Annotated in this window: 19 protein-coding genes and 1 pseudogene; 12 read left to right on the top strand and 8 right to left on the bottom strand. The window is 71.9% G+C overall.

Going from position 1 to position 25,032, the window contains the following annotated elements; genetic code table 11:
- The first annotated feature begins 45 nt into the window (after nucleotides 1–45).
- Entirely contained in the window at nucleotides 46–2,085 is a 2,040-nt protein-coding gene (locus ACFVX6_RS20375) for a bifunctional aldolase/short-chain dehydrogenase (RefSeq protein WP_389693311.1), read from the top strand.
- On the top strand, nucleotides 2,082–3,560 hold the full coding sequence (locus ACFVX6_RS20370) for a rhamnulokinase family protein (protein ID WP_389693309.1): 1,479 nt from the start codon (nucleotides 2,082–2,084) through the stop codon (nucleotides 3,558–3,560). The genes ACFVX6_RS20375 and ACFVX6_RS20370 overlap by 4 nt, the downstream gene beginning before the upstream one ends.
- On the opposite strand, the pseudogene ACFVX6_RS20365 reads toward ACFVX6_RS20370, so the two are convergent.
- Nucleotides 3,517–3,812: pseudogene (locus ACFVX6_RS20365) on the bottom strand (alpha/beta hydrolase); the annotation flags it as partial. The gene ACFVX6_RS20370 and the pseudogene ACFVX6_RS20365 sit on opposite strands and share 44 nt — an antisense overlap.
- Nucleotides 3,813–4,036: 224 nt before the next feature.
- On the opposite strand from ACFVX6_RS20365, the gene ACFVX6_RS20360 reads away from it, so the two are divergent.
- The 5 genes from ACFVX6_RS20360 to ACFVX6_RS20340 are packed head-to-tail and all read left to right on the top strand — an operon-like array spanning nucleotide 4,037 to nucleotide 11,272.
- The gene (locus ACFVX6_RS20360; protein WP_389693307.1) at nucleotides 4,037–5,521 is read left to right on the top strand and encodes an aldehyde dehydrogenase family protein; all 1,485 of its coding nucleotides are present in this window, start codon (nucleotides 4,037–4,039) and stop codon (nucleotides 5,519–5,521) included.
- 14 nt (nucleotides 5,522–5,535) lie between these two features.
- Nucleotides 5,536–7,095: a GMC family oxidoreductase gene (locus ACFVX6_RS20355; RefSeq protein ID WP_389693305.1), complete on the top strand. Its 1,560-nt coding sequence runs from the start codon at nucleotides 5,536–5,538 to the stop codon at nucleotides 7,093–7,095.
- Nucleotides 7,092–8,171 carry a glycine betaine/L-proline ABC transporter ATP-binding protein gene (locus ACFVX6_RS20350; RefSeq protein WP_389693303.1) on the top strand — a complete coding sequence of 360 codons (1,080 nt, stop codon included), beginning with the start codon at nucleotides 7,092–7,094 and terminating at the stop codon, nucleotides 8,169–8,171. The genes ACFVX6_RS20355 and ACFVX6_RS20350 overlap by 4 nt, the downstream gene beginning before the upstream one ends.
- 52 nt (nucleotides 8,172–8,223) lie before the next feature.
- Nucleotides 8,224–10,284, top strand: a complete 2,061-nt coding sequence (locus ACFVX6_RS20345; protein ID WP_389693301.1) for an ABC transporter permease subunit — start codon at nucleotides 8,224–8,226, stop codon at nucleotides 10,282–10,284.
- Nucleotide 10,285: 1 nt separating this feature from the next.
- A complete protein-coding gene (locus ACFVX6_RS20340; protein WP_389693299.1) occupies nucleotides 10,286–11,272 on the top strand; it encodes an ABC transporter substrate-binding protein in 987 nt (328 codons plus the stop codon).
- A 238-nt stretch (nucleotides 11,273–11,510) separates the two neighbouring features.
- Here the strand turns inward: ACFVX6_RS20340 and ACFVX6_RS20335 are convergent, their stop codons facing one another.
- Nucleotides 11,511–11,786 carry a hypothetical protein gene (locus ACFVX6_RS20335; RefSeq protein ID WP_389693297.1) on the bottom strand — a complete coding sequence of 92 codons (276 nt, stop codon included), beginning with the start codon at nucleotides 11,784–11,786 and terminating at the stop codon, nucleotides 11,511–11,513.
- An 88-nt stretch (nucleotides 11,787–11,874) separates the two neighbouring features.
- Here ACFVX6_RS20335 and ACFVX6_RS20330 point away from each other — a divergent pair, with 88 nt between their 5' ends.
- A complete protein-coding gene (locus ACFVX6_RS20330) occupies nucleotides 11,875–12,930 on the top strand; it encodes a helix-turn-helix domain-containing protein (protein ID WP_389693295.1) in 1,056 nt (351 codons plus the stop codon).
- Here the strand turns inward: ACFVX6_RS20330 and cynR are convergent.
- Nucleotides 12,915–13,826: a transcriptional regulator CynR gene (gene cynR, locus ACFVX6_RS20325; RefSeq protein WP_389693293.1), complete on the bottom strand. Its 912-nt coding sequence runs from the start codon at nucleotides 13,824–13,826 to the stop codon at nucleotides 12,915–12,917. The two genes, ACFVX6_RS20330 and cynR, sit on opposite strands and share 16 nt — an antisense overlap.
- A 123-nt stretch (nucleotides 13,827–13,949) precedes the next feature.
- Here cynR and ACFVX6_RS20320 point away from each other — a divergent pair, with 123 nt between their 5' ends.
- Nucleotides 13,950–14,549 carry a carbonic anhydrase gene (locus ACFVX6_RS20320; protein WP_389693291.1) on the top strand — a complete coding sequence of 200 codons (600 nt, stop codon included), beginning with the start codon at nucleotides 13,950–13,952 and terminating at the stop codon, nucleotides 14,547–14,549.
- 103 nt (nucleotides 14,550–14,652) lie between these two features.
- Nucleotides 14,653–15,123, top strand: a complete 471-nt coding sequence (cynS, locus tag ACFVX6_RS20315; RefSeq protein ID WP_389693289.1) for a cyanase — start codon at nucleotides 14,653–14,655, stop codon at nucleotides 15,121–15,123.
- A gap of 50 nt (nucleotides 15,124–15,173) precedes the next feature.
- On the opposite strand, the gene ACFVX6_RS20310 is transcribed toward cynS, so the two are convergent.
- Genes ACFVX6_RS20310 through ACFVX6_RS20300 form a run of 3 tightly spaced genes read right to left on the bottom strand, consistent with a single transcriptional unit; the run spans nucleotide 15,174 to nucleotide 18,690 of the window.
- Complete coding sequence (locus ACFVX6_RS20310; RefSeq protein ID WP_389693287.1) at nucleotides 15,174–15,527, bottom strand: UBP-type zinc finger domain-containing protein; 354 nt, start codon at nucleotides 15,525–15,527, stop codon at nucleotides 15,174–15,176.
- Nucleotides 15,524–17,017, bottom strand: coding sequence for an ATP-binding protein (locus ACFVX6_RS20305; RefSeq protein ID WP_389693285.1), 1,494 nt, complete (start codon nucleotides 17,015–17,017; stop codon nucleotides 15,524–15,526). The genes ACFVX6_RS20310 and ACFVX6_RS20305 overlap by 4 nt, the downstream gene beginning before the upstream one ends.
- On the bottom strand, nucleotides 17,014–18,690 hold the full coding sequence (locus tag ACFVX6_RS20300) for an FAD-dependent oxidoreductase (RefSeq protein ID WP_389693283.1): 1,677 nt from the start codon (nucleotides 18,688–18,690) through the stop codon (nucleotides 17,014–17,016). Before ACFVX6_RS20300 ends, ACFVX6_RS20305 begins: the two co-directional genes overlap by 4 nt.
- A gap of 199 nt (nucleotides 18,691–18,889) precedes the next feature.
- Here ACFVX6_RS20300 and ACFVX6_RS20295 point away from each other — a divergent pair, with 199 nt between their 5' ends.
- The gene (locus ACFVX6_RS20295; RefSeq protein WP_389693281.1) at nucleotides 18,890–19,543 is read left to right on the top strand and encodes a TOPRIM nucleotidyl transferase/hydrolase domain-containing protein; all 654 of its coding nucleotides are present in this window, start codon (nucleotides 18,890–18,892) and stop codon (nucleotides 19,541–19,543) included.
- A gap of 23 nt (nucleotides 19,544–19,566) precedes the next feature.
- Here the strand turns inward: ACFVX6_RS20295 and ACFVX6_RS20290 are convergent, their stop codons facing one another.
- On the bottom strand, nucleotides 19,567–20,436 hold the full coding sequence (locus ACFVX6_RS20290; protein ID WP_389693279.1) for an alpha/beta hydrolase family protein: 870 nt from the start codon (nucleotides 20,434–20,436) through the stop codon (nucleotides 19,567–19,569).
- Between the two features lie 53 nt (nucleotides 20,437–20,489).
- Nucleotides 20,490–21,701 (bottom strand): serine hydrolase domain-containing protein, encoded by a 1,212-nt coding sequence (locus ACFVX6_RS20285; RefSeq protein WP_389693277.1) that lies wholly within the window; start codon nucleotides 21,699–21,701, stop codon nucleotides 20,490–20,492.
- A 362-nt stretch (nucleotides 21,702–22,063) separates the two neighbouring features.
- Between ACFVX6_RS20285 and ACFVX6_RS20280 the strand changes: the two genes are divergently transcribed.
- A complete protein-coding gene (locus ACFVX6_RS20280; protein ID WP_389693275.1) occupies nucleotides 22,064–24,976 on the top strand; it encodes a collagenase in 2,913 nt (970 codons plus the stop codon).
- The last annotated feature ends 56 nt before the right edge of the window (nucleotides 24,977–25,032 follow it).

The following is a 25,032-nucleotide window of genomic DNA, read 5'->3' as shown; positions in this document are numbered from 1 at the left end:
TACGCCCGTCCCACTCCCGTCACGGACCTGAGGACACGTAGCGATATGACACTGCATCCCGAAGCCGCCTCCCTGCTGGAGCGCTCTCACCAGCTCGGCGCGGATGCGCGCAACACCAACTACGCGGGCGGCAACACCTCCGCGAAGGGCACCACCACCGACCCCGTCACCGGCGGCGACATCGAACTGATGTGGGTCAAGGGCTCCGGGGGCGACCTCGGCACCCTCACGGAGGACGGGCTCGCCGTCCTGCGCCTCGACCGGCTGCGCGCCCTCGTGGACGTCTATCCCGGCGTGGAGCGCGAGGACGAGATGGTGGCCGCCTTCGACTACTGCCTGCACGGCAAGGGCGGGGCCGCGCCTTCCATCGACACGGCCATGCACGGCCTGGTGGACGCCGCGCACGTCGACCACCTCCACCCGGATTCGGGCATCGCACTGGCCTGCGCGGCGGACGGCGAGAAGCTGACCGCCGAGTGCTTCGGCGACACGGTGGTGTGGGTGCCCTGGCGGCGGCCCGGTTTCCAGCTCGGCCTGGACATCGCCGCCGTCAAGGAGGCGAACCCGCAGGCCATCGGTTGTGTCCTCGGCGGCCACGGCATATCCGCCTGGGGCAACTCCAGCGAGGAGTGCCGGCGCAACTCGCTGCACATCATCCGTACCGCCGAGCGGTTCCTCAGCGAGCGTGGGCGGCCGGAGCCCTTCGGGCCGGTCCTCAGCGGATACGAGCCCCTGCCGGAGCAGGACCGCCGGGCCCGGGCCGCCGCCCTGGCTCCCCACATCCGGGCCATCGCCTCCCAGGACCGGGCGCAGGTCGGGCACTTCAACGACAGCGAGGCCGTACTCGACTTCGTCTCCCGCACCGAGCACCCGAGGCTGTCCGCGCTGGGCACTTCCTGCCCCGACCACTTCCTGCGCACCAAGGTGCGGCCCCTGGTACTCGACCTGCCGCCCACCGCGCCCCTCGACGCGGCCGTCGCCCGCCTGCGGGAACTGCACCTCGCCTACCGCGAGGAGTACACCGCCTACTACCGGCGCCACGCGACCACCGACTCCCCCGCCCTGCGCGGTGCGGATCCCGCGATCGTGCTGGTGCCCGGGGTCGGCATGTTCTCGTTCGGCAAGGACAAGCAGACCGCTCGCGTGGCGGGCGAGTTCTACGTCAACGCGATCAACGTAATGCGCGGCGCGGAGGCCGTGTCCAGCTACCTGCCGATCGACGAGGCCGAGAAGTTCCGCATCGAGTATTGGGAGTTGGAGGAGGCCAAGCTGCGGCGGATGCCCGCGCCCAAGCCGCTGGCCACCCGTATCGCGCTGGTCACGGGCGCGGGCAGCGGCATCGGCAGGGCGATCGCCCACCGGCTGGCGGCGGAGGGGGCCTGCGTGGTGGTCGCCGATCTGAACGAGGACAACGCCGCGGCCGTCGCCGAGGAGCTCGGCGGCCTCGACCGGGCCGTGGCGGTCCGCGTCGACGTCACCTCGGAGGAGCAGATCGCCGGCGCCTTCCAGGAGGCGGTGCTGGCCTTCGGCGGCGTCGACCTCGTCGTCAACAACGCGGGCATCTCCATCTCCAAGCCGCTCCTGGAGACCACCGCCAAGGACTGGGACCTCCAGCACGACATCATGGCCCGCGGCTCCTTCCTCGTTTCCCGCGAGGCCGCGCGGATCATGCGGGACCAGGGCCTGGGCGGTGACATCGTCTACATCGCGTCCAAGAACGCCGTCTTCGCCGGCCCGAACAACATCGCCTATTCCGCCACCAAGGCCGACCAGGCACACCAGGTCCGCCTGCTGGCCGCCGAGCTCGGAGAGCACGGCATCCGCGTGAACGGGGTCAACCCCGACGGTGTCGTCCGCGGCTCGGGGATCTTCGCCGGCGGATGGGGTGCCCAGCGCGCCGCCACGTACGGCATCGAGGAGGAGAAGCTCGGCGAGTTCTACGCCCAGCGCACCCTCCTCAAGCGCGAGGTCCTGCCCGAGCACGTCGCGAACGCGGTGCTCGTGCTCACCAGCGGCGACCTGAGCCACACCACCGGTCTGCACATTCCCGTCGATGCGGGCGTCGCCGCCGCGTTCCTGCGATGAGCACGGAGCCGCAGCCGTTCGCCGCGGTCGACCTCGGCGCGTCCAGCGGACGCGTCATGGTCGGCCGCGTCGGCCCCGGCACCCTGGAACTGACCGAGGCCCATCGCTTCCCCAACCGGCCGGTGCGTGCCGGCGCCATGCTGCACTGGGACATCCTCGGGCTGTACGCGGGCGTCCTCGACGGACTGCGCGCGGCCGGAGCCACCACCGGCGGACGCCTCGCCTCGGTCGGGATCGACAGCTGGGCCGTGGACTACGGGCTGTTCGACGACGACGGCGCCCTGCTCGGCAATCCCGTGCACTACCGGGACGCCCGCACCGAGGGAGTCCCCGAGCAGGTGTGGTCGGCGGCGCCGGCCGAGCACCTGTACGCACAGACGGGCATTCAGCACGCGCCCTTCAACACGCTGTACCAGCTGACGGCCGCCCGCGGCACGGCTCAGTTGGCCGCCGCACGGCGGCTCCTGCTGATCCCGGACCTGATCTCCTACTGGCTGACGGGCCAGGAGGGGACCGAGCTCACCAATGCCTCCACCACCCAGCTGCTCGACCCGCGCACCGGGAACTGGTCGTACGCCGTCGCCGATGCCGCGGACATCGACCTCAGCCTGTTCCCGCCCCTGCGGCGTCCCGGCGATCCCGCGGGCCTCCTGCTGCCCGAGGTCCTCGACGCCACGGGGGTGGCCGGCCCGGTGCCGGTCACCACGGTCGCCTCGCACGACACCGCCTCGGCCGTCGTCGCCGTCCCCGCAGCGCGTGACGAGCGCTTCGCGTACATCTGCACCGGCACCTGGTCGTTGGTCGGTCTGGAGCTCGACTCACCCGTCCTGACCGAGGCCGGCCGTCGTGCGAACTTCACCAACGAACTGGGTATCGACGGGACCGTGCGCTACCTGCGCAACGTGATGGGGCTGTGGCTCCTACAGGAGTGCATGCGGGAATGGGGAGGCGCCGCACTCGTTCCGCTGCTGAAGGCCGCCGCTGAAGTTCCGGGCCTCCTCTCCGTGGTGGACGCCGCCGACCCCGCCTTCCTTGCCCCCGGCCGGATGCCGCAGCGCATTGCCGAGGCGTGCCGAAGGTCGGGCCAGCCGGTGCCGCGCACACCCGCCGAGACGACCCGGTGCATCCTCGACTCCCTGGCGCTCGCCCACCGTGCGGCCGTGCAGGACGCACAGCGCCTCGCCGACCAGGAGGTCGACGTCATTCACATCGTGGGTGGAGGAGCACGCAACGCCCTGCTCTGCCAGTTGACGGCTGACGCGTGCGGGCTGCCGGTGGTGGCCGGTCCGGCGGAGGCAGCGGCCCTCGGAAACGTGCTCGTACAGGCACGCACCCAGGGACTCGTCGGCGATCGCGCGGCCATGCGGGAGCTGTTGACGCGCTCCCAGCCCCTGACCCGCTACGAACCGGCTGGCGACCGGGCGGCCTGGGCTGCTGGAGGCCGGGGTCGATGGCCCGGTCCTGTGCGCAGATGACGTAGGGAGAGGGAGTTTCCTTCCAGCTGTGGTGCTGGGGGCCTCCTCGTCCGCAGCCCGGGGCTTGCGAACGCAGCAGGCCGACCGCCCGCGCAGCGAGGGGGCCAGGGGAGCCGCCGTAGAGGGTGTCGCTGTGATCACCGACCCTCCGTAGGAGTGGGCGAGGACGAGCGGGGGCTCGGGCAAGGCATCGATGACGGCCTGGACGGCGGCGGTGTCAGCGGCCAAAGATCCGCGGTGGAGCTCGGGCACAGCAAGGGGGTGGTGTACGCCGCCTGCCCGCGACGGGCCGTCCCGGCGCCCATCAGGGCATCCGATATATCCCGATATGCCCCCTACCTCCCCGGAGTGACGGGGAGTGACTCCCGTCACTTCCAGTGACGGATGCGACATAGCTTCCATGAACCGGGGAAAGCGGGAACGAGCAACACCAACGCGGGTAAGCCGCGGTGGTGGAATCGGAGGTACAACGAGTCGTGTCCGAGCAGACGACCATCCACATCGCCGGGACCTGGCGTTCCGCGGTAACAGGAGCCACCCGAGAGGTCCTCGACCCGGCGGATGCCACGGTCCTCGCCGTCGTCGCCGAGGGCGGCACCGCGGACACCGACGCGGCCGTCAGCGCCGCCCGCGCGGCCTTCGACGGCGGGGAGTGGCCCCAGACCCCCGTCCTGGAGCGCGCCGCCCTGTTGCGCCGCACCGCCGACCTGCTCCACCGCGACCGCGAAAGCCTCGGGCTGCTGGAAAGCCGCGACGCGGGCAAGACCCTGGAAGAGGGCCGCGTGGACGTGGACTGCGTCGCCGACGCCTTCCGCTACTTCGCCGACCTCGTCGCCGGAGAGAGCGCGGGCCGCGTGATCGACGCCGGCACCCCCGACGTCCACAGCGTCGTCGTCCACGAGCCCGTCGGGGTCTGCGCCCTGATCACCCCGTGGAACTACCCCCTCCTCCAGGCCTCCTGGAAGATCGCTCCCGCCCTCGCCGCGGGCAACACCTTCGTGCTCAAGCCCAGCGAGATCACCCCGCTGTCCACGGTCGCCCTCATCGGCCTGCTGGCGGAGGCCGGCCTCCCGGCCGGCGTCGCGAACCTGGTCACCGGCCCCGGCAACCCGGTCGGCGCGCGCCTCGCCGCCCACCCCGACGTCGACCTCGTCTCCTTCACCGGCGGTCTCACCAGCGGTACGAAGGTGATGCGCGCGGCCGCGGACTCCGTCAAGAAGGTCGCACTCGAACTCGGCGGCAAGAACCCCAACGTCGTCTTCGCCGACGCCTGCGCCACCGAGGAAGGCTTCGACACCGCCGTCGACCAGGCCCTCAACGCCGCCTTCATGCACAGCGGACAGGTCTGCTCCGCCGGCTCCCGGCTCATCGTCGAGGAGAGCGTCGCCGAGCGCTTCGTCGCCGAACTCGCCCGCCGGGCCGACCGGATCCGCCTCGGCCGCGGCACCGACCCGGACGTGGAATGCGGGCCGCTGGTGTCCGCCGCCCAACGCGAACGCACCGAGGAGTACGTGGCCTCCGCCCTCGCCGAGGGCGCCGTGCTCCGCTCCGGGGGCGAACGCCCCGACGGGCCCGGCTACTTCTACCGGCCGACGGTCCTGGACCGCTGCCACCGCGGGATGCGCGTCGTACGGGAAGAGGTCTTCGGGCCGGTCCTGACCGTCGAGACCTTCCGTACGGAGGCCGAAGCCGTCGCGCTCGCCAACGACACCGAGTACGGGCTCGCCGGCGCGGTGTGGACCTCCGACCCGGGCCGCGGCCGCCGCGTGGCCGGCCGGCTGCGCCACGGCACCGTCTGGATCAACGACTTCCACCCCTACCTCCCGCAAGCCGAGTGGGGCGGCTTCGGCAAGTCCGGCATCGGACGCGAACTGGGCCCGTCGGGCCTGGCCGAGTACCGCGAGACCAAGCACGTGTACCAGAACCTCGCCCCGCGCCCCGTGCGCTGGTTCGCGGGCTGAAGGAGGAACCGAGCATGACCACCCCCACGCACAGCCCCACCCCCACGGAGCAGGAGTACGACTACGTCGTCGTCGGCGGCGGCACCGCCGGCTCCGTGATCGCCTCCCGCCTCACCGAGGACCCCGACGTCACCGTCGCCGTCATCGAGGGAGGCCCCAGCGACGTCGACCGCCCCGAAGTCCTCACCCTGCGCCGGTGGATGGGCCTGCTCGGCGGCGAGCTCGACTACGACTACCCCACCACCGAGCAGCCCCGCGGCAACTCGCACATCCGCCACAGCCGCGCCCGCGTCCTCGGCGGCTGCTCCTCGCACAACACCCTGATCGCCTTCAAGCCGCTCCCGTCCGACTGGGACGAGTGGGCGCAGTCGGGAGCCGAGGGCTGGCACGCGGCCGCCATGGACCCGTACTTCGACCGGCTCCTCAACAACATCGTCCCGGTGGACGAGAAGGACCGCAACGCCATCGCGCGCGACTTCGTCGACGCCGCGCAGAGCGCCCTGGGCGTCCCGCGCGTCGAGGGCTTCAACCGCAAGCCCTTCCACGAGGGCGCCGGCTTCTTCGACCTGGCCTACCACCCCGAGGACAACAAGCGCTCCTCCGCGTCGGTGGCCTACCTCCACCCCGTCATGGACGAGCGCCCCAACCTCACGATCCTCCTGGAGACCTGGGCCCACCGCCTGGAACTCGACGGCACCCGGGCGCGCGGGGTCCGCGTACGTGCCTCGGACGGTACGGAGTCCCTGGTCACCGCCCGCCGCGAGGTACTGGTGTGCGCCGGCGCAGTGGACACCCCCCGGCTGCTGCTGCACTCGGGCATCGGCCCGCGCGCGGACCTGGAAGCCCTCGGCATTCCCTCGGTGCACGACCTGCCCGGCGTGGGGGAGAACCTGCTCGACCACCCCGAGTCGGTGATCGTCTGGGAGACCGACGGCCCGATACCGGAGAACTCCGCGATGGACAGCGACGCGGGGCTGTTCGTCCGGCGCGACCCCGAATCCGCCGGACCCGACCTGATGTTCCACTTCTACCAGGTCCCCTTCACCGACAACCCCGAGCGCATCGGCTACGAACGGCCCGCGCACGGCGTGTCGATGACCCCCAACATCCCCAAGCCCCGCAGCCGCGGCCGCCTCTACCTGACCAGTGCGGACCCCGAGGTGAAACCGGCCCTGGACTTCCGCTACTTCACGGACGAGGACGACTACGACGGCCGGACCCTGGTGGACGGCATCAAGCTCGCCCGCGAGATAGCCGCGACCCAGCCGCTCGCCGGCTGGCTCAAGCGAGAAGTGTGCCCCGGCCCGGAGATCACCGGCGACGAAGAGCTGAGCGCCTACGCCCGCTCCGTCGCGCACACCGTCTACCACCCGGCCGGCACCTGCCGGATGGGCGCCTCCGACGACCCCGGCGCCGTCGTGGACCCGGACCTGAAGATCCGCGGGCTCGAAGGCATCCGCATCGCGGACGCCTCCGTCTTCCCCACGATGCCCGCGGTCAACCCGATGATCGGAGTGCTCATGGTCGGCGAAAAGGCAGCCGAACTGCTGGCCCGCGAAGGCGGTACCCGGTGAACACGACCCGTGCCACCCCCGCCGCACCCCCCGTCTTCGCCGTGGACGGCCTGTGGAAGGTCTTCGGCCCCGAGAAGGCGGCCGCGAAGGTCCCCGGCTCCGCCGACGCCGACCTGTCCGCCGCCGAACTGCGCGAGCGCACCGGCTGCACCGCCGCCGTCCGCGACGTCACCTTCGACGTCCGCAAGGGCGAGGTCTTCGTCGTGATGGGCCTGTCAGGCTCCGGCAAGTCCACCCTCGTACGCTGCCTCACCCGGCTCATCGAACCCACCGCCGGAAGCCTCGCCATCGACGGCGAGGACGTCCTCGCCATGGACGCCACCCGACTGCGCGCCCTGCGCCGCCACCGCGCCTCCATGGTCTTCCAGCACTTCGGCCTGCTCCCGCACCGCACCGTCCTCGACAACGTGGCGTACGGACTGGAGATCCAGGGCGTCGGCCGCGGCGACCGCCGGGACAAGGCCGCCGAACTCGTCGCCAAGGTCGGCCTCGAAGGACTCGAGGAGCGCCGCCCCGGCCAGCTCTCCGGCGGCCAGCAGCAGCGCGTCGGCCTGGCCCGCGCCCTCGCCGCCGACCCCGAAGTGCTCCTGTTCGACGAGCCGTTCAGCGCACTCGACCCCCTCATCCGCCGCGAGATGCAGGAGGAGGTCGCCCGGCTCCACCACGAAGAGGGCCGCACCATGGTCTTCATCACCCACGACCTCGCCGAGGCCCTGCGCCTGGGCGACCGGATCGCGCTGATGCGCGACGGCCGCATCGTGCAGCTCGGCACGCCCGAGGAGATCGTCGGCTCGCCCGCCGACGAATACGTACGGGACTTCGTCCGCGACGTCCCCCGCGAACAGGTGCTCACCGTCCGCACCGCGATGCGCCCCGCCACCGCGGGCGAGGCCGACCAGGGACCCGCACTGGGCCCCGCCACCACCGTGGTCGAGGCCATCCAGGCCGTCGCCCGCAGCGGCGGCCCGGTCCGCGTGATCGACCACGGCCGCTGCCTGGGCGTCGTGGACGACGCGGGGCTGCTCGCCGTCGTCGCCGGGCTCCCGGCCGCCACCGGACGGGGGGTGGCGGCATGACCCGCCCCGCCCGCCCCGCGCCCACCGTCCCCGATGCCCGGAGGTGGTGCGCATGACCGCGACCCCGACCCACACCCCGACCGACGCCCGCGCCGACGCCCCTTCGGAAGCCCCGCAGTCCGCCGAACGGGCTGCCGGCCCTCGTCACTCGCGTACCGCGTCCGCGCAGCAGGACCGCCCCCGCAGAACCCTGCCCGGCCGCGCCGGGCGTCGCGGAGTCCTCCTCCCGATGGGCGTCGCCGTCGCCCTGCTGATCCCGCTCGCCGTGGCCTTCCCGGGCGCCGGCAGCTGGCCCGCGGCCCTGGCCGTCGACCTGTCCGGCCCGCTCGGACGCGCCGGCGACTGGATCATCGACCACCGCGACAACCACCCGCTGTTCCTCTACTTCTTCGGCCACATCAGCAACGCCGTCGTGGTGTCCGTCCGCGCCGTGTACGTGCTTCTGCTCGCCGCCGGCTGGACCGGGGTCACCGCCCTGGCCGCCCTGGTCGCCTGGCGCCTCGCCGGCATCCGGCTCGCCCTGACCTGCGCCGCCGCCTTCGCCGCCTGCGGACTGCTCGGCATGTGGGTGCCGACCATGCAGACCCTCGCGCTGATGGTCGTCGCCGTCGCCGCCTCCGTCGTACTCGGCGCCCTGCTGGGCCTCGCCGCGGGGCTCTCCCCGCGCGCCGACCGCGCCCTGCGCCCCGTACTCGACACCATGCAGATCCTGCCCGCCTTCGCGTACCTGCTGCCGATGGTGCTGGTCTTCGGCATCGGCGTGCCCGCCGCCGTCCTCGCCACCGTGGTCTACGCCGCCCCGCCCATGGCCCGCCTCACCGCCCTCGGCCTGCGCGAGGCCGACGCGGGGGTCATGGAAGCCGCCGCCTCGCTCGGCGCCACCGGACGCCAGCGACTGCTGACCGCCCGCCTTCCGCTCGCGCGCCGACAGCTCCTGCTCGGCGTCAACCAGGCCATCATGACGGGCCTGTCCATGGCCGTCATCGCCTCCGTGATCGGCGCGGGCGGCCTCGGCGACCGCGTCTACCAGGCCCTCGCCTCCGTGGACGTCGGAGCCGCCCTGGCTGCGGGCATCCCGATCGTGCTGCTCGCCGTGGTGCTGGACCGCACCGCCGACGCCGCGGGCCGCCGGATCGGCGCCACCGTGCCCGTCGGCGAACAGGGCCTGCTGCGGCGGGTGTTCTCGGGCTGGTACGGCCGCCTCCTCACCCTCCTCGCGGCGGTCGCCGCCGCCGTCGCCGGGCGCATCGCCGGCAGCACCCTGTGGCCCGAGTCCTGGACCGTCTCCCTCGCCGCCCCGGTGAACTCGGCCGTCGCCTGGATGACCGACCACCTCTACTCCGGCGTCCCCGTCGTCGGCGGCACCGCCGACTGGGCCGCCCGCTTCACCGGCTGGATCCTCGACCCGCTGCGCAGCGGACTGCAGGCCGCCCCCTGGTGGCTGCTCCTGCTCGTGGCCGCCGCTCTCGCCCTGCTCGCGGGCACTTGGCGCACCGCACTCACCGCGGTCCTTGCTCTGGGCGCCGTCGGAGTGCTCGGCGTGTGGGAAGCCTCCCTGGACACGCTCTCCCAGGTCCTGGCCGCCGTGGCGGTCACACTCGTACTGGGCTTCGCGATCGCCGTGGGAACCGCCCGCAGCGCCCGCGCCGAGCGGCTGCTGCGGCCCGTCCTCGACGTGTGCCAGACCCTGCCGCAGTTCGTCTACCTCATCCCCGTGGTCGCGCTGTTCGGCGTCGGCCGCGCACCGGCCGCCGCGGCCGCCGTCGTGTACGCGCTGCCGGCCGTCGTCCGGATCACCGTCCAGGGCCTGCGCGAGGTGGACCCGACCGTTGTCGAATCCGCCCGCTCGCTCGGCGCGACCCGCTCGCAGCTGCTCCGGCAGGTCCAACTGCCCCTGGCCCGGCCGGCGCTGCTGCTGGCCGTCAACCAGGCCGTGGTCCTGGTCCTCGCCGTCGTCATCATCGGCGGCCTCGTCGGCGCCGGCGCGCTCGGCTACGACGTCGTCCTCGGCCTGGCCCAGGGCGACCTGGCCACCGGCCTGGTGGCCGGCGCCGCGATCGTCTGCCTCGGCCTGCTCCTCGACCGCGTCACCCAGCCCGTGAAGGAGGCCTGACATGCGCGACGCAACCCCCCGGCGCACCCTGCGCGGCCGACGCGGCGCGGCCGTCCTCGCCGCCGCGACCGGACTCGCCGTCCTCACCGGCTGCGGGGCCGCCGACATGACCCGCCAGTCATCCCCGTACGCCGCCGCACAGGGCGCGAAGACCGTCACTCTCTCCGTCCAGTCGTGGGTCGGCGCCCAGGCGAACACCGCCGTCGCCTCCTACCTCCTCGAACACGAGCTGGGCTACCGCGTGGACAACGTCCAGGTCGACGAAGTCCCCGCTTGGGACGCCCTCAGCCAGGGCCGCGTCGACGCGATCCTGGAGGACTGGGGCCACCCCGAGCAGGAGAAGCGGTACGTAGAGGGCAAGAAGACCATCACCCCCGGTGGGGACCTGGGCGTGACGGGCCACATCGGTTGGTTCGTCCCCACGTACTTCGCCGAGGCCCATCCTGACGTCACCGACTGGAAGAACCTCGACAAGTACGCCGACCAGCTGCGCACCCCCGAGAGCCGTGGCAAAGGCCAGCTGATGGACGGCTCCCCGTCCTACGTCACGAACGACAAGGCACTGGTGAAGAACCTGGGCCTGGACTTCGAAGTGGTCTTCGCCGGCTCCGAGGCGGCCCAGATCACCCAGATCAAGCAGTTCGCCAAGGAGCACAAGCCCTTCCTGACGTACTGGTACGAGCCGCAGTGGCTCTTCGAGCGTGTCCCGATGACCGAGGTGAAGCTCCCCGAGTACACCGAGGGCTGCGCGGACGATCCGCAGAAGGTGGCCTGCGCCTACCCGAACACACCGCTGCAGAAGTACCTGAACACGCGCTTCGCGGAGTCGGGCGGAAAGGCGGCCGACTTCCTGAAGAAGTTCCACTGGACCAAGGCGCAGCAGAACGAGGTGTCCCTGATGCTCGCCGAGGAGAAGCTGTCGCCGCAGCAGGCGGCGAAGAAGTGGGTGGAGCGCAACGAGAACGTGTGGAAGCCCTGGGTGGAGTGACCGACCCCGCGCCCTCCCCCCTCCCGTAGGGCGGGGGGAGGGCGGCCGTGTCACGACCACCGTCGGCCGCACGGTGCACCTCGGCTCCGTCCACCGCTGGACCGAGGGCGAGGACCGCGACGCGCTCGCCGCGACGTGGACCGACGAGGAGAGCGTGACGCGGCGGGCCGTGACCACGCGGACGGCCGGACGTACACCATGGACGGTGAGACGCTGCTGAGCGGGTTTCCCCGGCCGGCTACGCGTCCAGGGGCCGGCCGGTGAAGAAGGCGCTCAGGACGGGTGCCAGGGCCTGCGGGGCCGCGGCGTGGTTCTGGCCGGAAAGGGTTTCCCCCGGTATCCGCTTCCGTTGCCCCGCGTCCTCGGTGCGGAACGCGGGATCCGGCTTCGTGCGGCCGGAGGTGAGCCCCCCACCCCCGTGGGGGGACTCCGCTGCGGCCGGTGGCCACGCTATCGCCGGGGAGATCGTCTTCCCCAGGGCGGCGTGCGCCATCAAGGGGACCGCCCGCGCCACGGGGGGACCCTGCGCGCCATGTTGGGGACATCGGACCCCCAACCCCCACGATGACCTGGTAATTCACGCTGGACTATGCTCTGCCGCTGTGGTCTCGCATGCACATCAGGGGACAACCTCCTCCGCCCTCGCCCGTCTGAGCGTCAACGTCGCGCGGCTGGTCGGCATAGGTCCGCACGGATACGCCCACTTGCTGGGCATGGCGCCCCAACACCTCAACGACGACCTGTTCCGCACTCCCTCGGCGACGGCCATTCGGATCGCGGAGCTGACGACGGTACGCGCCCCCTGGACCGACATGTCGGTGCTGCTGGCGCGGGAGTCGGGCATCGGGACCCTCGGGGTCTGGGACTACCTGATCACCTCCGCGCCCACTCCGCTCGAAGGGATCCGGGACGCCGCGGCCTACTTCGCCACCGTCGCCGACCCCCTGACAGACGGCATGCAGATCACCGAGGACGGCGAGCGCGTCACCATCAGCCACGTCAATCAGGCCGACATAGCCCACGAGGCGGCCTGCGGCATCCGCGGCTACGCCCTCGGCCTGTACCGGCGCCGGCTCGGCGAAGCCGCGGGGCGGTGCCTCGTTCCCCTGCACGTCTCCCTCGCCGCCAAAGCGCCGCTGCGGCACGAGGCGCTGGTCGAGCTCTACGGCACCCTGAACATCGAGTTCGAGGCCCCGGCCAGCTCCATCACCTTCCGCGCCGCCGATCTGAACTCCCCGTCGCCGCACGCCCAGCCCGGGCTGTCGGCCGTGCTGCGCCGGCACGCCGAGCAGAGCCTCGTGACCGCGATCCCGCTGCACGACTGGCCGGCCCTGTTCCGTACCGCCCTTGCGTCCGCGCACGACGCGGGCGCGCCGACCCTGTCCTCGGTGGCGCAGCGCATGACCATCAGCGCGCGGACCCTCCAGCGCCGCCTCGAGGAGCACGGGACGACGTGGAGCGAGGAGGTCGAGACCGTACGGCGGGACCACATCACCCGACTGCTCCACGACACCGACCTGAGCGTCGACTCGATCGCCGCCCGGAGCGGTTACGCCGACGCCCGCGCCCTGCGCCGGGCCGTCAAACGCTGGTACGGGACCACGCCCGCGGCCCTGCGCCGCGCGGGGCACGGTGGCGGAGCTCAGGCCGGGGTGTAGCCGCGGGCTCGGACGTGCTCGTGGGCGAGCCGGGTGAACGCGCGTCCGGCGGCGCTCCGGTAGGCGTTCTCGCGTCGCAGGAGGGCGACGGTGCGGGTGGGCAGGGCCGGTTCGAGGGCGACCGGGGCCAGATGGGGGTGGTCCTCCGTGACCGCGTCGGGCAGGACGGTCGCGAGGTCGGTGCGCCGGACGATTTCGGTGAGGGTCTGGACGGAATTGGCCTCCACCGCGATGCGCGGCCGTACCCGGTGCTCGGCCAGGTAGGCGTCGATGTGTCCACGGGTGGCGAAATCGCCGCTGAGTAGTGCCAGTTGGCGGCCCGCCAGACCGTTCACCGGTAGGGGTGGGTGCGGGCCGGCGGCGGGGGTGGCCGGGGCGGCGGTGACGAGGCTGAGGGTCTCGGCGTACAGCGGGGTCGCGGTGATGCCGGGCAGGTGCGGGCCGTCGAAGGCGATCCCCAGGTCGAGCTCGTCGGCGAGCAGGCCTGCTTCGATGCGGTCCTGGGCCATGTCCTTGACGTCCAGGGTGACGCCGGGGTGGCGGGCGTGGAGCTCCGCCGCCAGGGGCCCGACGAGGTAGGCGGTGAACGTCGGCGTCACGGCCAGCCGGAGGTGGCCCCGGGAGAGGTCGGCGACGTCGTGGACGGCGCGTTCCGCGGCGGCGAGGTCGCGCAGGGCCCGGCGGGCATGGTGGACGTAGGTCTCGCCGGCGTCGGTGAGGCGGACGCCGCTGCGGCCGGTGCGGTCCAGGAGCTGGACGCCGATGGTGCTTTCGAGCTGCTTGACCTGCTGGGACAGGGTCGGCTGGGAGATCCGCAGCTCTTCGGCGGCGCGGGTGAAGCTCGCGTGTTCGGCGACGGCGAGCAGGTAGCGCAGGTGACGGAGTTCCAGGGCCATGGGAGGAAGTATAGATGTCATCTATAAGCGGGATGCCCAATACGTCTTGGACGCTATAGGTGCAGGTCGTGCATGGTGGATCTCGTCGGCCCGACGGGTCGGCAGGGATCGAAGGGAGTGACCATGCACGACCTCATCGAGGGCGTCGCCCAGTTCCGGCGGGAGGTCTACCCGGCCAAGGCGGAGCTCTTCGCCCGGCTGGCGACGACCCACCGGCCGCGCACCCTGTTCATCAGCTGCTCCGATGCCCGTGTGGTGCCGGAACTGATCACCCAGAGCGAGCCGGGCGAGCTGTTCGTCATCCGGACCGCGGGCAACCTCGTGCCCGCCCACGCCCCCGGCACGGACGGGGTGGCGGCCAGCATCGAGTACGCCGTGGCCGTCCTGGGTGTGAGCGACATCGTGGTGTGCGGGCACTCCGCCTGCGGCGCGATGACGGCCCTGGCCGAGCGGCACGACCTCAGCGGTGCCCCGGCGGTCGCCGGCTGGCTGCGCCACGCGGACGCCTCGCTCGCCCGTACCGGCGCCGCGCAGGACGCGCGGTGGGTCGATGCCCTGGTACGGGAGAACGTGCTCGCGCAGTTGGCGAACCTGGCCACCCACCCCTCGGTGGCCCGCGCCCTGGCCGCGGGGTCGGTGACCCTGCGCGGCTGGGTCTACGACATCCGGGCGGGCGGCGTCGAGGAACTCGGCTCCTCCGTGCCCGCCTCCCCCGTGGCCTGACCGGCCGCCACGCCTCGGGTCCCCGACCCGCACATCCCCCACCTCATCCGCCGCTCGCCCCACCCCCTTGGGGTGAGCGGCTCACCCGAAAGGAAGCCCTGTCATGGTGCACGCACAGTTCGACAACTCCGCCCGTCAGGCCCTGGCCGTCAAGGCCGTGGACGCCAAGATCCGCGAGGACCTGACCTGGCAGCGGATCGCGGACGCCGCGGGCCTGTCGGTCGCCTTCGTCACCGCGGCCGTGCTCGGCCAGCACCCGCTGCCCCGGGCCTCGGCCGAGGCCGTGGCCGGGCTCCTGGGCCTGGACGCCGACGACGCGGTGCTGCTGCAGACCATCCCGACCCGCGGCTCGGTCCCCGGCGGTGTCCCCACCGACCCGACGATCTACCGCTTCTACGAGATGCTCCAGGTCTACGGCACCACGCTGAAGGCCCTGGTCCACGAGCAGCTCGGCGACGGGATCGTCTCCGCGATCAACTTCAAACTCGACGTGAAGAAGGTCGCCGACCCCGACGGCGGTGAGCGCGCGGTCATCACCCTGGACGGCAAGTACCTGCCGACGAAGCCCTTCTGATCCGCCCTCGTCCGCCGTCGTCCGCCCTCGTCCGCCGTCGTCCGCCAAGGTCAGCGGTGGAGCCGTCGGCTCCAGTCCTCGGGGAGCCGGTCGGACGGGCCCGGGGCCGGCTGGTCGGACGGATGGCCGGACGGCGGGGTCAGCTCGGGGCCCGACTCGTACAGCTCGTTCGTCGCGTAGTCCCAGAACCAGTCCTCACCCGGTTCGTAGCTCTGCACCAGGGGATGTCCGGTGGACTTCCAGTGGGCGGTGGCGTGTTGGGCCGGCGAGGAGTCGCAGCAGCCGATGTGTCCGCACTGGGCGCAGCGCCGCAGGTGGAACCACCAGCCGCCCAGGGCGTCGCATTCGACGCAGCCGCTGCCGCTGGGCGGAACGCTCGGGTCGACTCCGTCGATGGCGGTCATGCGGGCTCCTCGGAGGGCTCGGGATCGGATGCGGGATCGGATGCGGGATCGGACTCGGATTCCGGTGCGGTCAGCGGCAGCAGCACCTGGAAGCGGGTGTCGCCCGGGACGGACTCGACCTGGAGGCTTCCGTGGTGCTTGTTGACCACGATCCGCCAGGAGATGTCCAGGCCGAGACCGGTGCCCTCGCCGACCGGTTTGGTGGTGAAGAAGGGGTCGAAGATGCGGCTGCGGATCTCGGACGGAATGCCGGGACCCGTGTCGCGGAACTCCACGAGCAGCCGGTCGCCCTCCCGTGCCGTGCGGACCGTCAGGGTGCCCTCGCGACCCGTGCTCCCGATGGCGAAGACGGCGTTGTCGATGAGGTTGGTCCACACCTGGTTGAGTTCCGCGGGGTAGGCCGGTACGTCCGGCACGGAGCGGTCGTACTCCCTGACCACCCGGATCCGGGGGCCGATCTTGCCGGAGAGCATCAGCAGGGTGCTGTCGAGGAGTTCGTGGACGTCGACGACCCGGTGTGGGGCGCGGTCGAGCTGCGAGTACTGCTTGGCGGCGTCCACGAGGTGGGAGATGCGGGTGGTGGAGTCGTCGATCTCGTCCATCAACAGCTCGGTCTCCACCGTGTAGTTGAGCCAGCCGATGGCCGCCGGCAGGAGGTCTTCGGCGACGCTCGCCGCGACCTGCTCCAGCCAGTCCGTGTCCAGGCCGGCCTGGACGAAGACCGGTGCGATGCGCCAGCCCTCGGGAACTCCGTGGTCCTCCAGCCAGTCGGCGAGTTCGTCCTCCCTGTCGGAGGCCTCCAGAGGGCTCAGCGCCGGTGCTTTCGCCACCCGTTCGACGGTGCGTTCCTGGATCTCGATGAGCTCGGCGATGGCCTCTCGGGGGTAGTTGCCCTGGGAGATGTGGGCCAGCTTGTGCCGCATCTTGCCGACGCGTTCGCGCAGGGTGGCGGTGGCCCGGACGGCTGCCGCGGCCGGGTTGTTGAGCTCGTGGGTGAGCCCCGCGGACAACGACCCGAGGGCGAGGAGCCGTTCGCGCTGGCCGATGGCCTGCTGGGTGCTCCGGGAGCCGAAGAACAACCCTTCCAGCAGGTGCGCGGCCATCGGGAACCATTCCCGCATGACGTCCGAGAAGGACTGCGCGGGCAGGACGAAGAACCGCGTCGGCTCGGTCACCCGCATCGAGTTGTTGTACGTCTGCGGGACGCGGTCGCCCAAGTAGGCCTGCATGGCGCCCGCGTACACCCCGCGCTGGGAGGTCCGGCCGACCTCCACCTCGTCGCCGCCGACCCGGCGGGACAGCACCACGGTGCCCTCGATCATCACGTAGAAGCAGGTCGCGGGGTCGCCCTCGGTGTACACGGGGCCGGTCTCGAACCGCTCCACGACCCCCTCGGCGCACAGCCGCCCGAGCTGCTCGGGGGTGAGCTTCTCGAACAGGAAGAGCGCGCCGATCTCCTGCGGGGAGCACGGCATCGTCTGCCCGCTCACGATTCCTCCAGGTACCGGTGGACGAGCATCACGGCCATGGCTCCCTCTCCGACGGCGGACGCGACCCGCTTCGCCGACCGGGCGCGCGCGTCGCCCGCCACGAACACACCGGGCACGCTGGTCTCCAGGTGGTAGGGCGGCCGGTCCAGCTCCCACTCGGCCGGGGGCCGCCCGTCCGGGGTGAGGTCCGGCCCGGCCAGGATGAAGCCGTGGTCGTCGCGCAGCACCGTACCGTCCAGCCAGTCGGTGAGCGGGGCCGCACCGATGAAGACGAACATCCACTGGGCGTCGACGAGTTCGGTCGCGCTGGTGTCCACGTCGCGCAGCGTGAGCTGCTCGAGGTGGCCTTCGCCGTGCGCCGACTCGACGGTGGTGCGGGTGCGCACCGTGATGTTCGGCATCTCCTCGATCTGCTGGATCAGGTAGTACGACATGGACGCGGCCAGGGACGCGCCGCGCACCAGGAGCGTCACCGACTTCGCACCGCGGGCGAGGTACATGGCCGCCTGTCCGGCGGAGTTGGCGCCGCCGACGACGTACACGTCCTGCTCCAGGCAGGAGGAGGCCTCGGTGAGCGAGGAGCCGTAGTACACGCCGCGGCCGGTGAGGCCGTCGCAGCCCGGCGCCCCGAGCTGCCGGTAGGAGACTCCGGTGGCCAGGATGATGCTCTGCGCACCGATCGCCGAGCCGTCGGAGAAGCGGACGACGCGGGCCGCGCCGTTGACCTCCAGTCCGGTGACCTCGCGTGCGGTGAGGATCTCGGCGCCGAACCGGCCGGCCTGGCGGCGGGCGCGTTCCGTGAGCTGGGCGCCCGACACTCCGTCCGGGAAGCCGAGGTAGTTCTCGATGCGGGAGCTCTGCCCGGCCTGTCCGCCGGTCGCCGACCGCTCGACCAGTACGGTGCGCAGCCCCTCTGAGGCCCCGTACAGCGCGGAGCCGAGCCCGGCCGGGCCTCCGCCGATCACGACGAGGTCGTAGAAGTCGGCGGTCGGCGTGGTCGCGAGCCCCACGTGGGCGGCCAGGTCGGGTGCCGCCGGTTCGATCAGCACGGTGCCCCCGGGGGTGATCACCACGGGCAGTCGCTGTCCGTCGGCGCCGGCCGCCCGCAGCAGTCGCTGTCCCTCCGGCTCCTCGCTGGAGTACCAGCGGTACGGCACCTGGTTGCGGGCCAGGAACTCCCGCACGGCCGAGGAGGGGGCCGACCAGCGGTGTCCGACCACTTTGGTGGCGGGCACGGGCCGGTGGTCGCCGGTGCGCCAGGCGGTGAGGAGGTCGTCGACGACCGGGTAGAGCTTCTCCTCGGGCGGGTCCCACGGTTTGAGGAGGTAGTGGTCGAGGTCGACGATGTTGATCGCGTCGATCGCCGCGTTGGTGTCGGCGTAGGCGGTCAGCAGGACGCGGCGCGCGCCCGGGTACACGGTGAGGGCCTCTTCGAGGAACGCGATGCCGTTCATCTGCGGCATGCGGTAGTCGGCGAGGATCACGGCCACCAGGTCGCCGCGGAGCTTCAGCTCGCGCAGCGCCTCCAGCGCGGACTCGCCGGACTCGGCGCGCACGATCCGGTACCCGGAACCGTAGCGTCGCCGCAGGTCGCGGGCGATGGCCCGGGACACTCCCGGATCGTCGTCCACGGTCAGGATCACGGTCCGTGCCGTGTCGGCGGCCTCTGTCATGGCTCTCCCACCCCGAGCGGCCTGGACTGGCGGCGTCGCGGCGAGCCGCCCGCACCCGGTTCCCGTCCATCCTAGGGTCGATCGTCCGGGTCCGCGCGGACGGGCGGAGGCGGCCCGGGGCGGGCGGGCCCTGCGGGCGGGCGCCCTCACCGGCGGAAATTCCGTACCGCGGCGGCGGGAAGTGGATCAGACTCGCCCCATGGCTGACATGGTGGCGTTCGGGGATGCGGTGACCGCGTGGGCGGCCGGTGACGCCGGTGGTCTCGGTGACGTGGGGGACGCAGGGGAAGCGGCCGACGCGGCGCGCGAGCTTGCCGCGCGGCTGCCCGTACGGACCGTCGTGCTGCTCGAAGGGGCGAGCGACGCCGAAGCGGTCGACGCGCTGGCCGCGCGACGAGGCCGGAACCTGGCCGCCGAAGGGGTCTGCGTCCTGCCGATGGGCGGCGCAATGAGCGTTGCGCGCTTCGCCCGGTTCCTCGGACCGCAGGGTCTGGGCCTGCGCCTCACCGGCCTGTGCGACGAGGCGGAGCGCGGCTTCTACGAGCGCGGCTGGGAGCGGGCCGGTGCCGAGCCGCAGGGGTTCTTCGTCTGCGCGGCGGATCTGGAGGACGAGCTCATCCGCGCACTGGGCGTGCCGCGGGTGGAGGAGCTCGTCCGGGAGGAGGGGGACCACCGCGCGCTGCAGACCTTCCTGCGCCAGCCCGCGCAGCGGGGCCGCCCGGCGCAGCAGCAGGTGCGGCGCTTCCTCGGCACGAAGAAGGGGCGCAAGATCCGCTACGGCCGCGTCCTCGTCGAGGCCCTCGACGAGGACCGCGTACCGGCGCCCCTCGAAGGCCTGCTCGCGAGCCTGTGACCCGGCACCGCCCGCACGCGGGGTCAGCCCAGCTGCTCCAGGAAGAAGGCGGCCGCGTCCTCGCCGGCCCGGACCCGGGCGGTCGGGTCGGCGGGCTCCGGGGCGAAGAAGTCGTCGTGCCGGACGGCGGGGCCGATCGAGCGGCCGGTCGCGGTGGGGATGTGGTCCAGGTAGGGCCTCGTGTCGATGTCGTACGGGGCGATCGTGTCCGCTCCGCCCCAGCGGATGGCGACCGGTAGCCGTACGGCCTCCAGGCTCTCCCGGGTCACGAGCCCGCCGACTCCCGGCGCCACCAGGAAGACCGCCCGCACCCGGGGATCGGAGAGGTCGCCCCCGGCGGGGTCCAGCGTGCGCTCCGGATCCTCGTCATGCGCGTACTTCGCACGCAGCGCCTCCAGTACGCCCGGGAACTCGGGAATCTCCGGCAGGGGCGCCGCGCCCGTGAACACGGCCCGCAGGATCCCCGGATCGACGCGTGCTCCGGCCAGCGCCGCGGCCGTGTAGCCGCCGATGGAGAAGCCCGCCACGCCGACCGGGCCGAGGGGCTGTTCCTTGGCGAGCACGTCGAGGGCGAAGGAGATGTCCCGGGGGCGTTCCCAGACGTGCAGGAAGCCCTCCGGCTCGTAGCCGTCGACGAAGTTGTTGCCGTGGTGGTCGAGGGCCACCACACGGAAGCCCGCGGCGTGCAGCGGGTGAACCAGCCACTCCATCTCGCTGCCCGAGCCTCCCGTTCCGTGCGTGACGATGACGAGCGGGGTGGGAGCGTCCCGATCCGTACGGCTCGGCTCCCACACGTACAGGCGGACCGGCCGGTGACGGGAGGCATCGCTCAGGTCCGGGCGGGACTCGTCGTACAGGACACGTATCAGCGGCTCTGGCGCGGAGAGGATCATGGCGGCATCGTAGCGACCGCGTGCCGGGCGGACGCCGCCCAAGTCCCGGCAGCTCAGCGCATCTTGAGCTCGTGTCCGGGGGCGAGGGCGGCGGAGATGCGTTCGGCTATGGTCTGGGCCGAGTTTCCGGCGGGGCTCTTGGGGCCCTGGGTCACGGTGACGGAGATGGCGAGCTTCTCCGCCGGCAAGTAGGCCTGGATGGCCGCGTACCCGGAGAAGGACGGGTTCGTGAGGATCCAGTCGTTGACGACGATCACGCCCAGGCCGAAGTGGTGGGCCGCCGTATTGGTCAGGAGGCAGACGCTGTCCGGGCAAGAGTCCGTCGGGTGCCCGAGGCCGATGGTGCCCGGGTCGAGCTGGGTCTTGAAGGACTTCGCGGACAGCAGCTCGCCGGTCCCGATGCCGCGCGCGGACCGGTCCAGGTCGCAGATGTTCTGGACGAGGACCGCACCGGGCGTGGTGGTCCACGACGGGTTCCAGAAGGTGGACTCCTCGTAGGTGCCGCGCTCGGAGGTGAAGGCGTGCAGGACCGGTTCCGGGATCTGCGGGGTGTCCTGGTTGGTGGTCCCGCTCAGCCCGAGCGGTCCGTACACGCGCTCCTTCAGCAGCCGGTCCAGCGGGACGCCGCTGATCTTCTCCAGCGCCTCACCGAGCAGGTTGAAGTTGGCGTGCGAGTAGCTCCAGTTGGTGCCCGGCTCGTAGAGGAGCGGCTTGTCCGTCGCGATGCCGATGACCTCGGCCGACGTCCACGCGCGGAACGGCTTGGCCTCCAACTCGGCGAGGAACGCCGGGTCGGTGACGTAGTCGTGCAGGCCGGACGTGGAACTGCCCAGCATGCGCAGGGTGATCTCGGAACCGTGCGGCACGTCCGGCAGCCAGCGGGACACGGGGTCGTCGAGCGAGGCCTTGCCCTCCTCCACCAGTTGGAGCAGTACGGCACCCATGTAGACGATGGCCACGGACCCCGTACGGAATTGCATGGACGCCTCGGCCGGGACGCCCGTCATCGATTCCCCGAGGGCCGTGGTGAGCACCTCGCCGTCTGCGGAGGACACCCGCAGGACCACCGCGTTCAGGCCGAACTCCTTCTGGGCCTGCTGAGCGATGGTGAGGACCTCGAGCGCGTCGCCCTGGGCGGGGCCGGGAGAGGTCACGCATGCCCCGGGGGCCACGACGGCCGGCTCCAGGCCCGCGGCCGTCCCCGCCGGTAGGGCCGCGCCCATCAGACCGGCGATGCACAGCAAGACCGTACGAGTACGCCTCACGCACCCAGTATGGGCGGGCCCGGCACGGGGCGCATGTGGTGTCCCCGCGGCTCCCTCTTGTGGTGTCCCCGCGTGCTCCCTCTGACGGGAATCCGAGACGACCTGGCGGGAATTCGGGACGACACCGGGCGAACCGGACAGGTCTTCCGCCGAATCCCGATCTGACGCTCATTCAAATGCCGAGAACTGCCCCGCGGGGACTTCCAGAGCCATGTGATGTGTGCCATGTTACATCGCACACTGCATAGCCGTGTACACGACAGAGTTGAAATCCCCACCAACTCCCGTCGACGTCACGGTCCGCACCCCTCGTCCGCCGCGTTGCCAGCGCGGCCGCAGACCGGCTCGGAGGCCCACCCCTCATGCGCAGTTCCCCCACCACGAAGGGCCGTGCCCGGCCCCTGATAGCCGCTCTGGCCTGTTGTCTGGGCCTGACGATGCTCGCCCCCGCCGGCCAGGCCTTCGCGCGCGAACCGAAGCCCGCCACGCCCGCTCCGGCCCTGAAGTCCGGCGCGGCCCCGCAGCCCTCGACCCCGGCCGCCGCGGCCGCCTCACTCAGGGCCGAGCACGCCGCACGCCCGGACGCGAACCTGTCCGAGCGCGCCCCGCTCCGCGCCACCAAGGAAGCGGCTCGCACCGAACAGCAGTCCTCCAAGGCGAAGTTGGCGCCCGGCGCCGCCGCCGCGGCCGAGGCCCTCGCCGCGGCCTGCAACGTCGCGGACTTCACCTCGAAGACCGGGGCCGCGCTGGTCCAGCAGATCAAGGCCTCCGAGATGGACTGCGTGAACTCGCTGTTCCTGCTCAAGGGCAACGACGCGAAGGCCGCCTTCCGCGAGGCGCAGATGGTCTCGGTGGCCGACGCCCTGCGCACCGCCTCCGCGAGCTACCCCGGTGACAACAGCACCAAGACCGGGCAGCTCGTGCTCTTCCTGCGCGCCGGTTACTACGTGCAGTGGTACAACGAGTCCACCGTCGGCACCTACGGGCCGGCCCTGAAGAGCTCGATCCGGGGCGCCCTGGACACGTTCTTCGCCGCTCCGCGCGCGGCCGACGTGACCGAAGCCAACGGCGCGACCCTGGCCGAGTCGGTCATCCTGATCGACAGCGCCCAGGAGAACGCCCGCTACCTCGGCGTGGCCAAGCGGCTGCTGACCGGATACAACTCCTCGTACAACAGCTCCTACTCGATGGTCGCGGCGGTCAACAACGCCTACACCGTGCTGTTCCGCGGCCACCAGACCGCCGAGTTCCTGCCCGCCGTACAGGCCGACCCCAGCATCCTCACGGTGCTGCGCGACTTCGCCGTGACCCACGACGCCCTCCTGGGCACGGACAAGAGCTACCTGACGGCCAACGCCGGCCGGGAGCTGGGCCGTTTCCTCCAGCACTCGGCGCTCCAGTCGACCGTGCGGCCGCTCGTCAAGCAGCTGCTGGACCGCACCTCGATCACCGGACGGACCGCCTCCCTCTGGGTGCCGCTCGCCGAGATGACCTCCGAGTACGACGCGGCCACCTGCTCCTCCTACGGGACCTGTGACCTGTCGGCCCGGGTACGTGCCGCCGTCCTGACGGTCAACCACACCTGCAGCCCGAGCCTGCGGATCGTCGCGCAGCAGATGACCGCCGCCGAGCTCGGCGCGAGCTGCACCAGCCTGGCCAACCAGGACGCCTTCTTCCACAACGTGGCCAAGGACGGCGGCCCGGTCGCCAACGACAAGAACACCGCGCTCGAGGTGGTGGCCTTCGACTCCAGCGCCGACTACCAGACCTACGCCGGTGTCATCTTCGGGATCAGCACCAACAACGGCGGCATGTACCTGGAGGGTGACCCCTCGGCCACCGGGAACCAGCCGCGTTTCATCGCCTACGAGGCGGAGTGGGTCCGGCCGGAGTTCCAGATCTGGAACCTCAACCACGAGTACACCCACTACCTCGACGGCCGTTTCGACATGTACGGCGACTTCGACGCCGGCATGACCACCCCGACCGTGATGTGGGTCGAGGGCTTCGCCGAGTACATCTCCTACTCGTACCGGGGCGTCACCTACGACCGCGCCGTCACCGAGGCCGGCAAGAACACCTACAAGCTCAGCACGCTGTTCGACACCACCTACGACAACTCCGATTCCACCCGCGTCTACCAGTGGGGCTACCTGGCGGTGCGCTACCTGATCCAGTCGCACCCGCAGGACGTGGCCACGCTCCTCGGCCACTACCGCGCCGGCAACTGGGCGGCCGCCCGCACCCTGCTCACCTCCACCATCGGCACCCGCTACGACGCGGACTTCGCCGCCTGGCTGGTCCGGTGCGCGGCCGGAGACTGCGGCGGCGGCACCACCCCGCCGGTCAACCAGGCCCCGGTGGCCGGGTTCACCGCCGCGGTGAACGCCCTCGCGGTCAACTTCACCGACACCTCGACCGACGCGGACGGCACCATCGCCTCCCGCGCCTGGAACTTCGGTGACGGCGGCGCCGGTTCCACCGCCGCCAACCCCGCCAAGACCTACACCGCGGCCGGCACCTACACCGTGACCCTCACCGTCACCGACGACAAGGGCGCCACCGCCACCACCAGCAAGGCCGTCGCCGTGGGCGCCGCCGGGCCCGCCGAGTGCACCGACGCGGACGTCCGGGTGCTGGGCGACAACTGCCTGCGCTCGAACGTCTCGGCCGCTGTGGGCGACTACCGCTACTTCTACCTGAACGTCCCGGCCGGCACGACCTCGCTCAAGATCTCCGTCTCGGGCGGGACCGGCAACGCCAACCTCTACTACAGCCCGACCACCTGGGCCACCACGACCAACTACACCGCCCGCTCCGTCAAGACCGGCAACGCCGAGACCCTCACCATCGACAACCCCCCGGCCGGCTACGTCTACATCAGCCTCCACGCCGCCAAGGCCTTCGCCGGAGCCACGGTCTCCGCCCGGCTCCTGCCGCCGCCGGTCGAGTGCGTCGCCGCCGACACCCGGGTGCTGGGCGAGAACTGCCTGCGCTCCGCCGTGTCCGCCGCCGCGGGCGACTACCGCCACTTCTACGTGGACGTCCCGGCCGGCACGACCTCGCTCAAGATCTCCGTCTCGGGCGGCACCGGCAACGCCGACCTCTACTACAGCCCCGACTCCTGGGCCACCACCAGCAACTACACGGCCCGCTCCGTCAAGGCCGCCAACACCGAAACCCTCACCATCAAGAACCCCCCGGCCGGCTACGTCTACATCAGCCTCCACGCCGCCAAGGCCTTCGCCGGAGCCACCGTCACCAGCCGCTTCTGATCCCGAGCCCGAACGGCACGGCACACGGAGCCGGCCCCCACCCCTTGTCGAAGGGC

The sequence above is a fragment of the Streptomyces sp. NPDC058289 genome, assembly GCF_042880975.1.
GTDB classification, from domain to species: domain Bacteria; phylum Actinomycetota; class Actinomycetes; order Streptomycetales; family Streptomycetaceae; genus Streptomyces; species Streptomyces stoeckheimensis.
This window is presented reverse-complemented; position numbering and strand designations above follow the sequence as displayed.

Excerpts from the sequence above, each read along its gene's own strand:
- ACFVX6_RS20375 (WP_389693311.1), top strand. The coding sequence starts at position 46 with ATGACACTGCATCCCGAAGCCGCCTCCCTGCTGGAGCGCTCTCACCAG.
- ACFVX6_RS20370 (WP_389693309.1), top strand. The coding sequence starts at position 2,082 with ATGAGCACGGAGCCGCAGCCGTTCGCCGCGGTCGACCTCGGCGCGTCC.
- ACFVX6_RS20355 (WP_389693305.1), top strand. The coding sequence starts at position 5,536 with ATGACCACCCCCACGCACAGCCCCACCCCCACGGAGCAGGAGTACGAC.
- ACFVX6_RS20345 (WP_389693301.1), top strand. The coding sequence starts at position 8,224 with ATGACCGCGACCCCGACCCACACCCCGACCGACGCCCGCGCCGACGCC.
- ACFVX6_RS20340 (WP_389693299.1), top strand. The coding sequence starts at position 10,286 with ATGCGCGACGCAACCCCCCGGCGCACCCTGCGCGGCCGACGCGGCGCG.
- cynR (WP_389693293.1), bottom strand. The coding sequence starts at position 13,826 with ATGGCCCTGGAACTCCGTCACCTGCGCTACCTGCTCGCCGTCGCCGAA.
- ACFVX6_RS20320 (WP_389693291.1), top strand. The coding sequence starts at position 13,950 with ATGCACGACCTCATCGAGGGCGTCGCCCAGTTCCGGCGGGAGGTCTAC.
- cynS (WP_389693289.1), top strand. The coding sequence starts at position 14,653 with ATGGTGCACGCACAGTTCGACAACTCCGCCCGTCAGGCCCTGGCCGTC.
- ACFVX6_RS20310 (WP_389693287.1), bottom strand. The coding sequence starts at position 15,527 with ATGACCGCCATCGACGGAGTCGACCCGAGCGTTCCGCCCAGCGGCAGC.
- ACFVX6_RS20300 (WP_389693283.1), bottom strand. The coding sequence starts at position 18,690 with ATGACAGAGGCCGCCGACACGGCACGGACCGTGATCCTGACCGTGGAC.
- ACFVX6_RS20295 (WP_389693281.1), top strand. The coding sequence starts at position 18,890 with ATGGCTGACATGGTGGCGTTCGGGGATGCGGTGACCGCGTGGGCGGCC.
- ACFVX6_RS20290 (WP_389693279.1), bottom strand. The coding sequence starts at position 20,436 with ATGATCCTCTCCGCGCCAGAGCCGCTGATACGTGTCCTGTACGACGAG.
- ACFVX6_RS20280 (WP_389693275.1), top strand. The coding sequence starts at position 22,064 with ATGCGCAGTTCCCCCACCACGAAGGGCCGTGCCCGGCCCCTGATAGCC.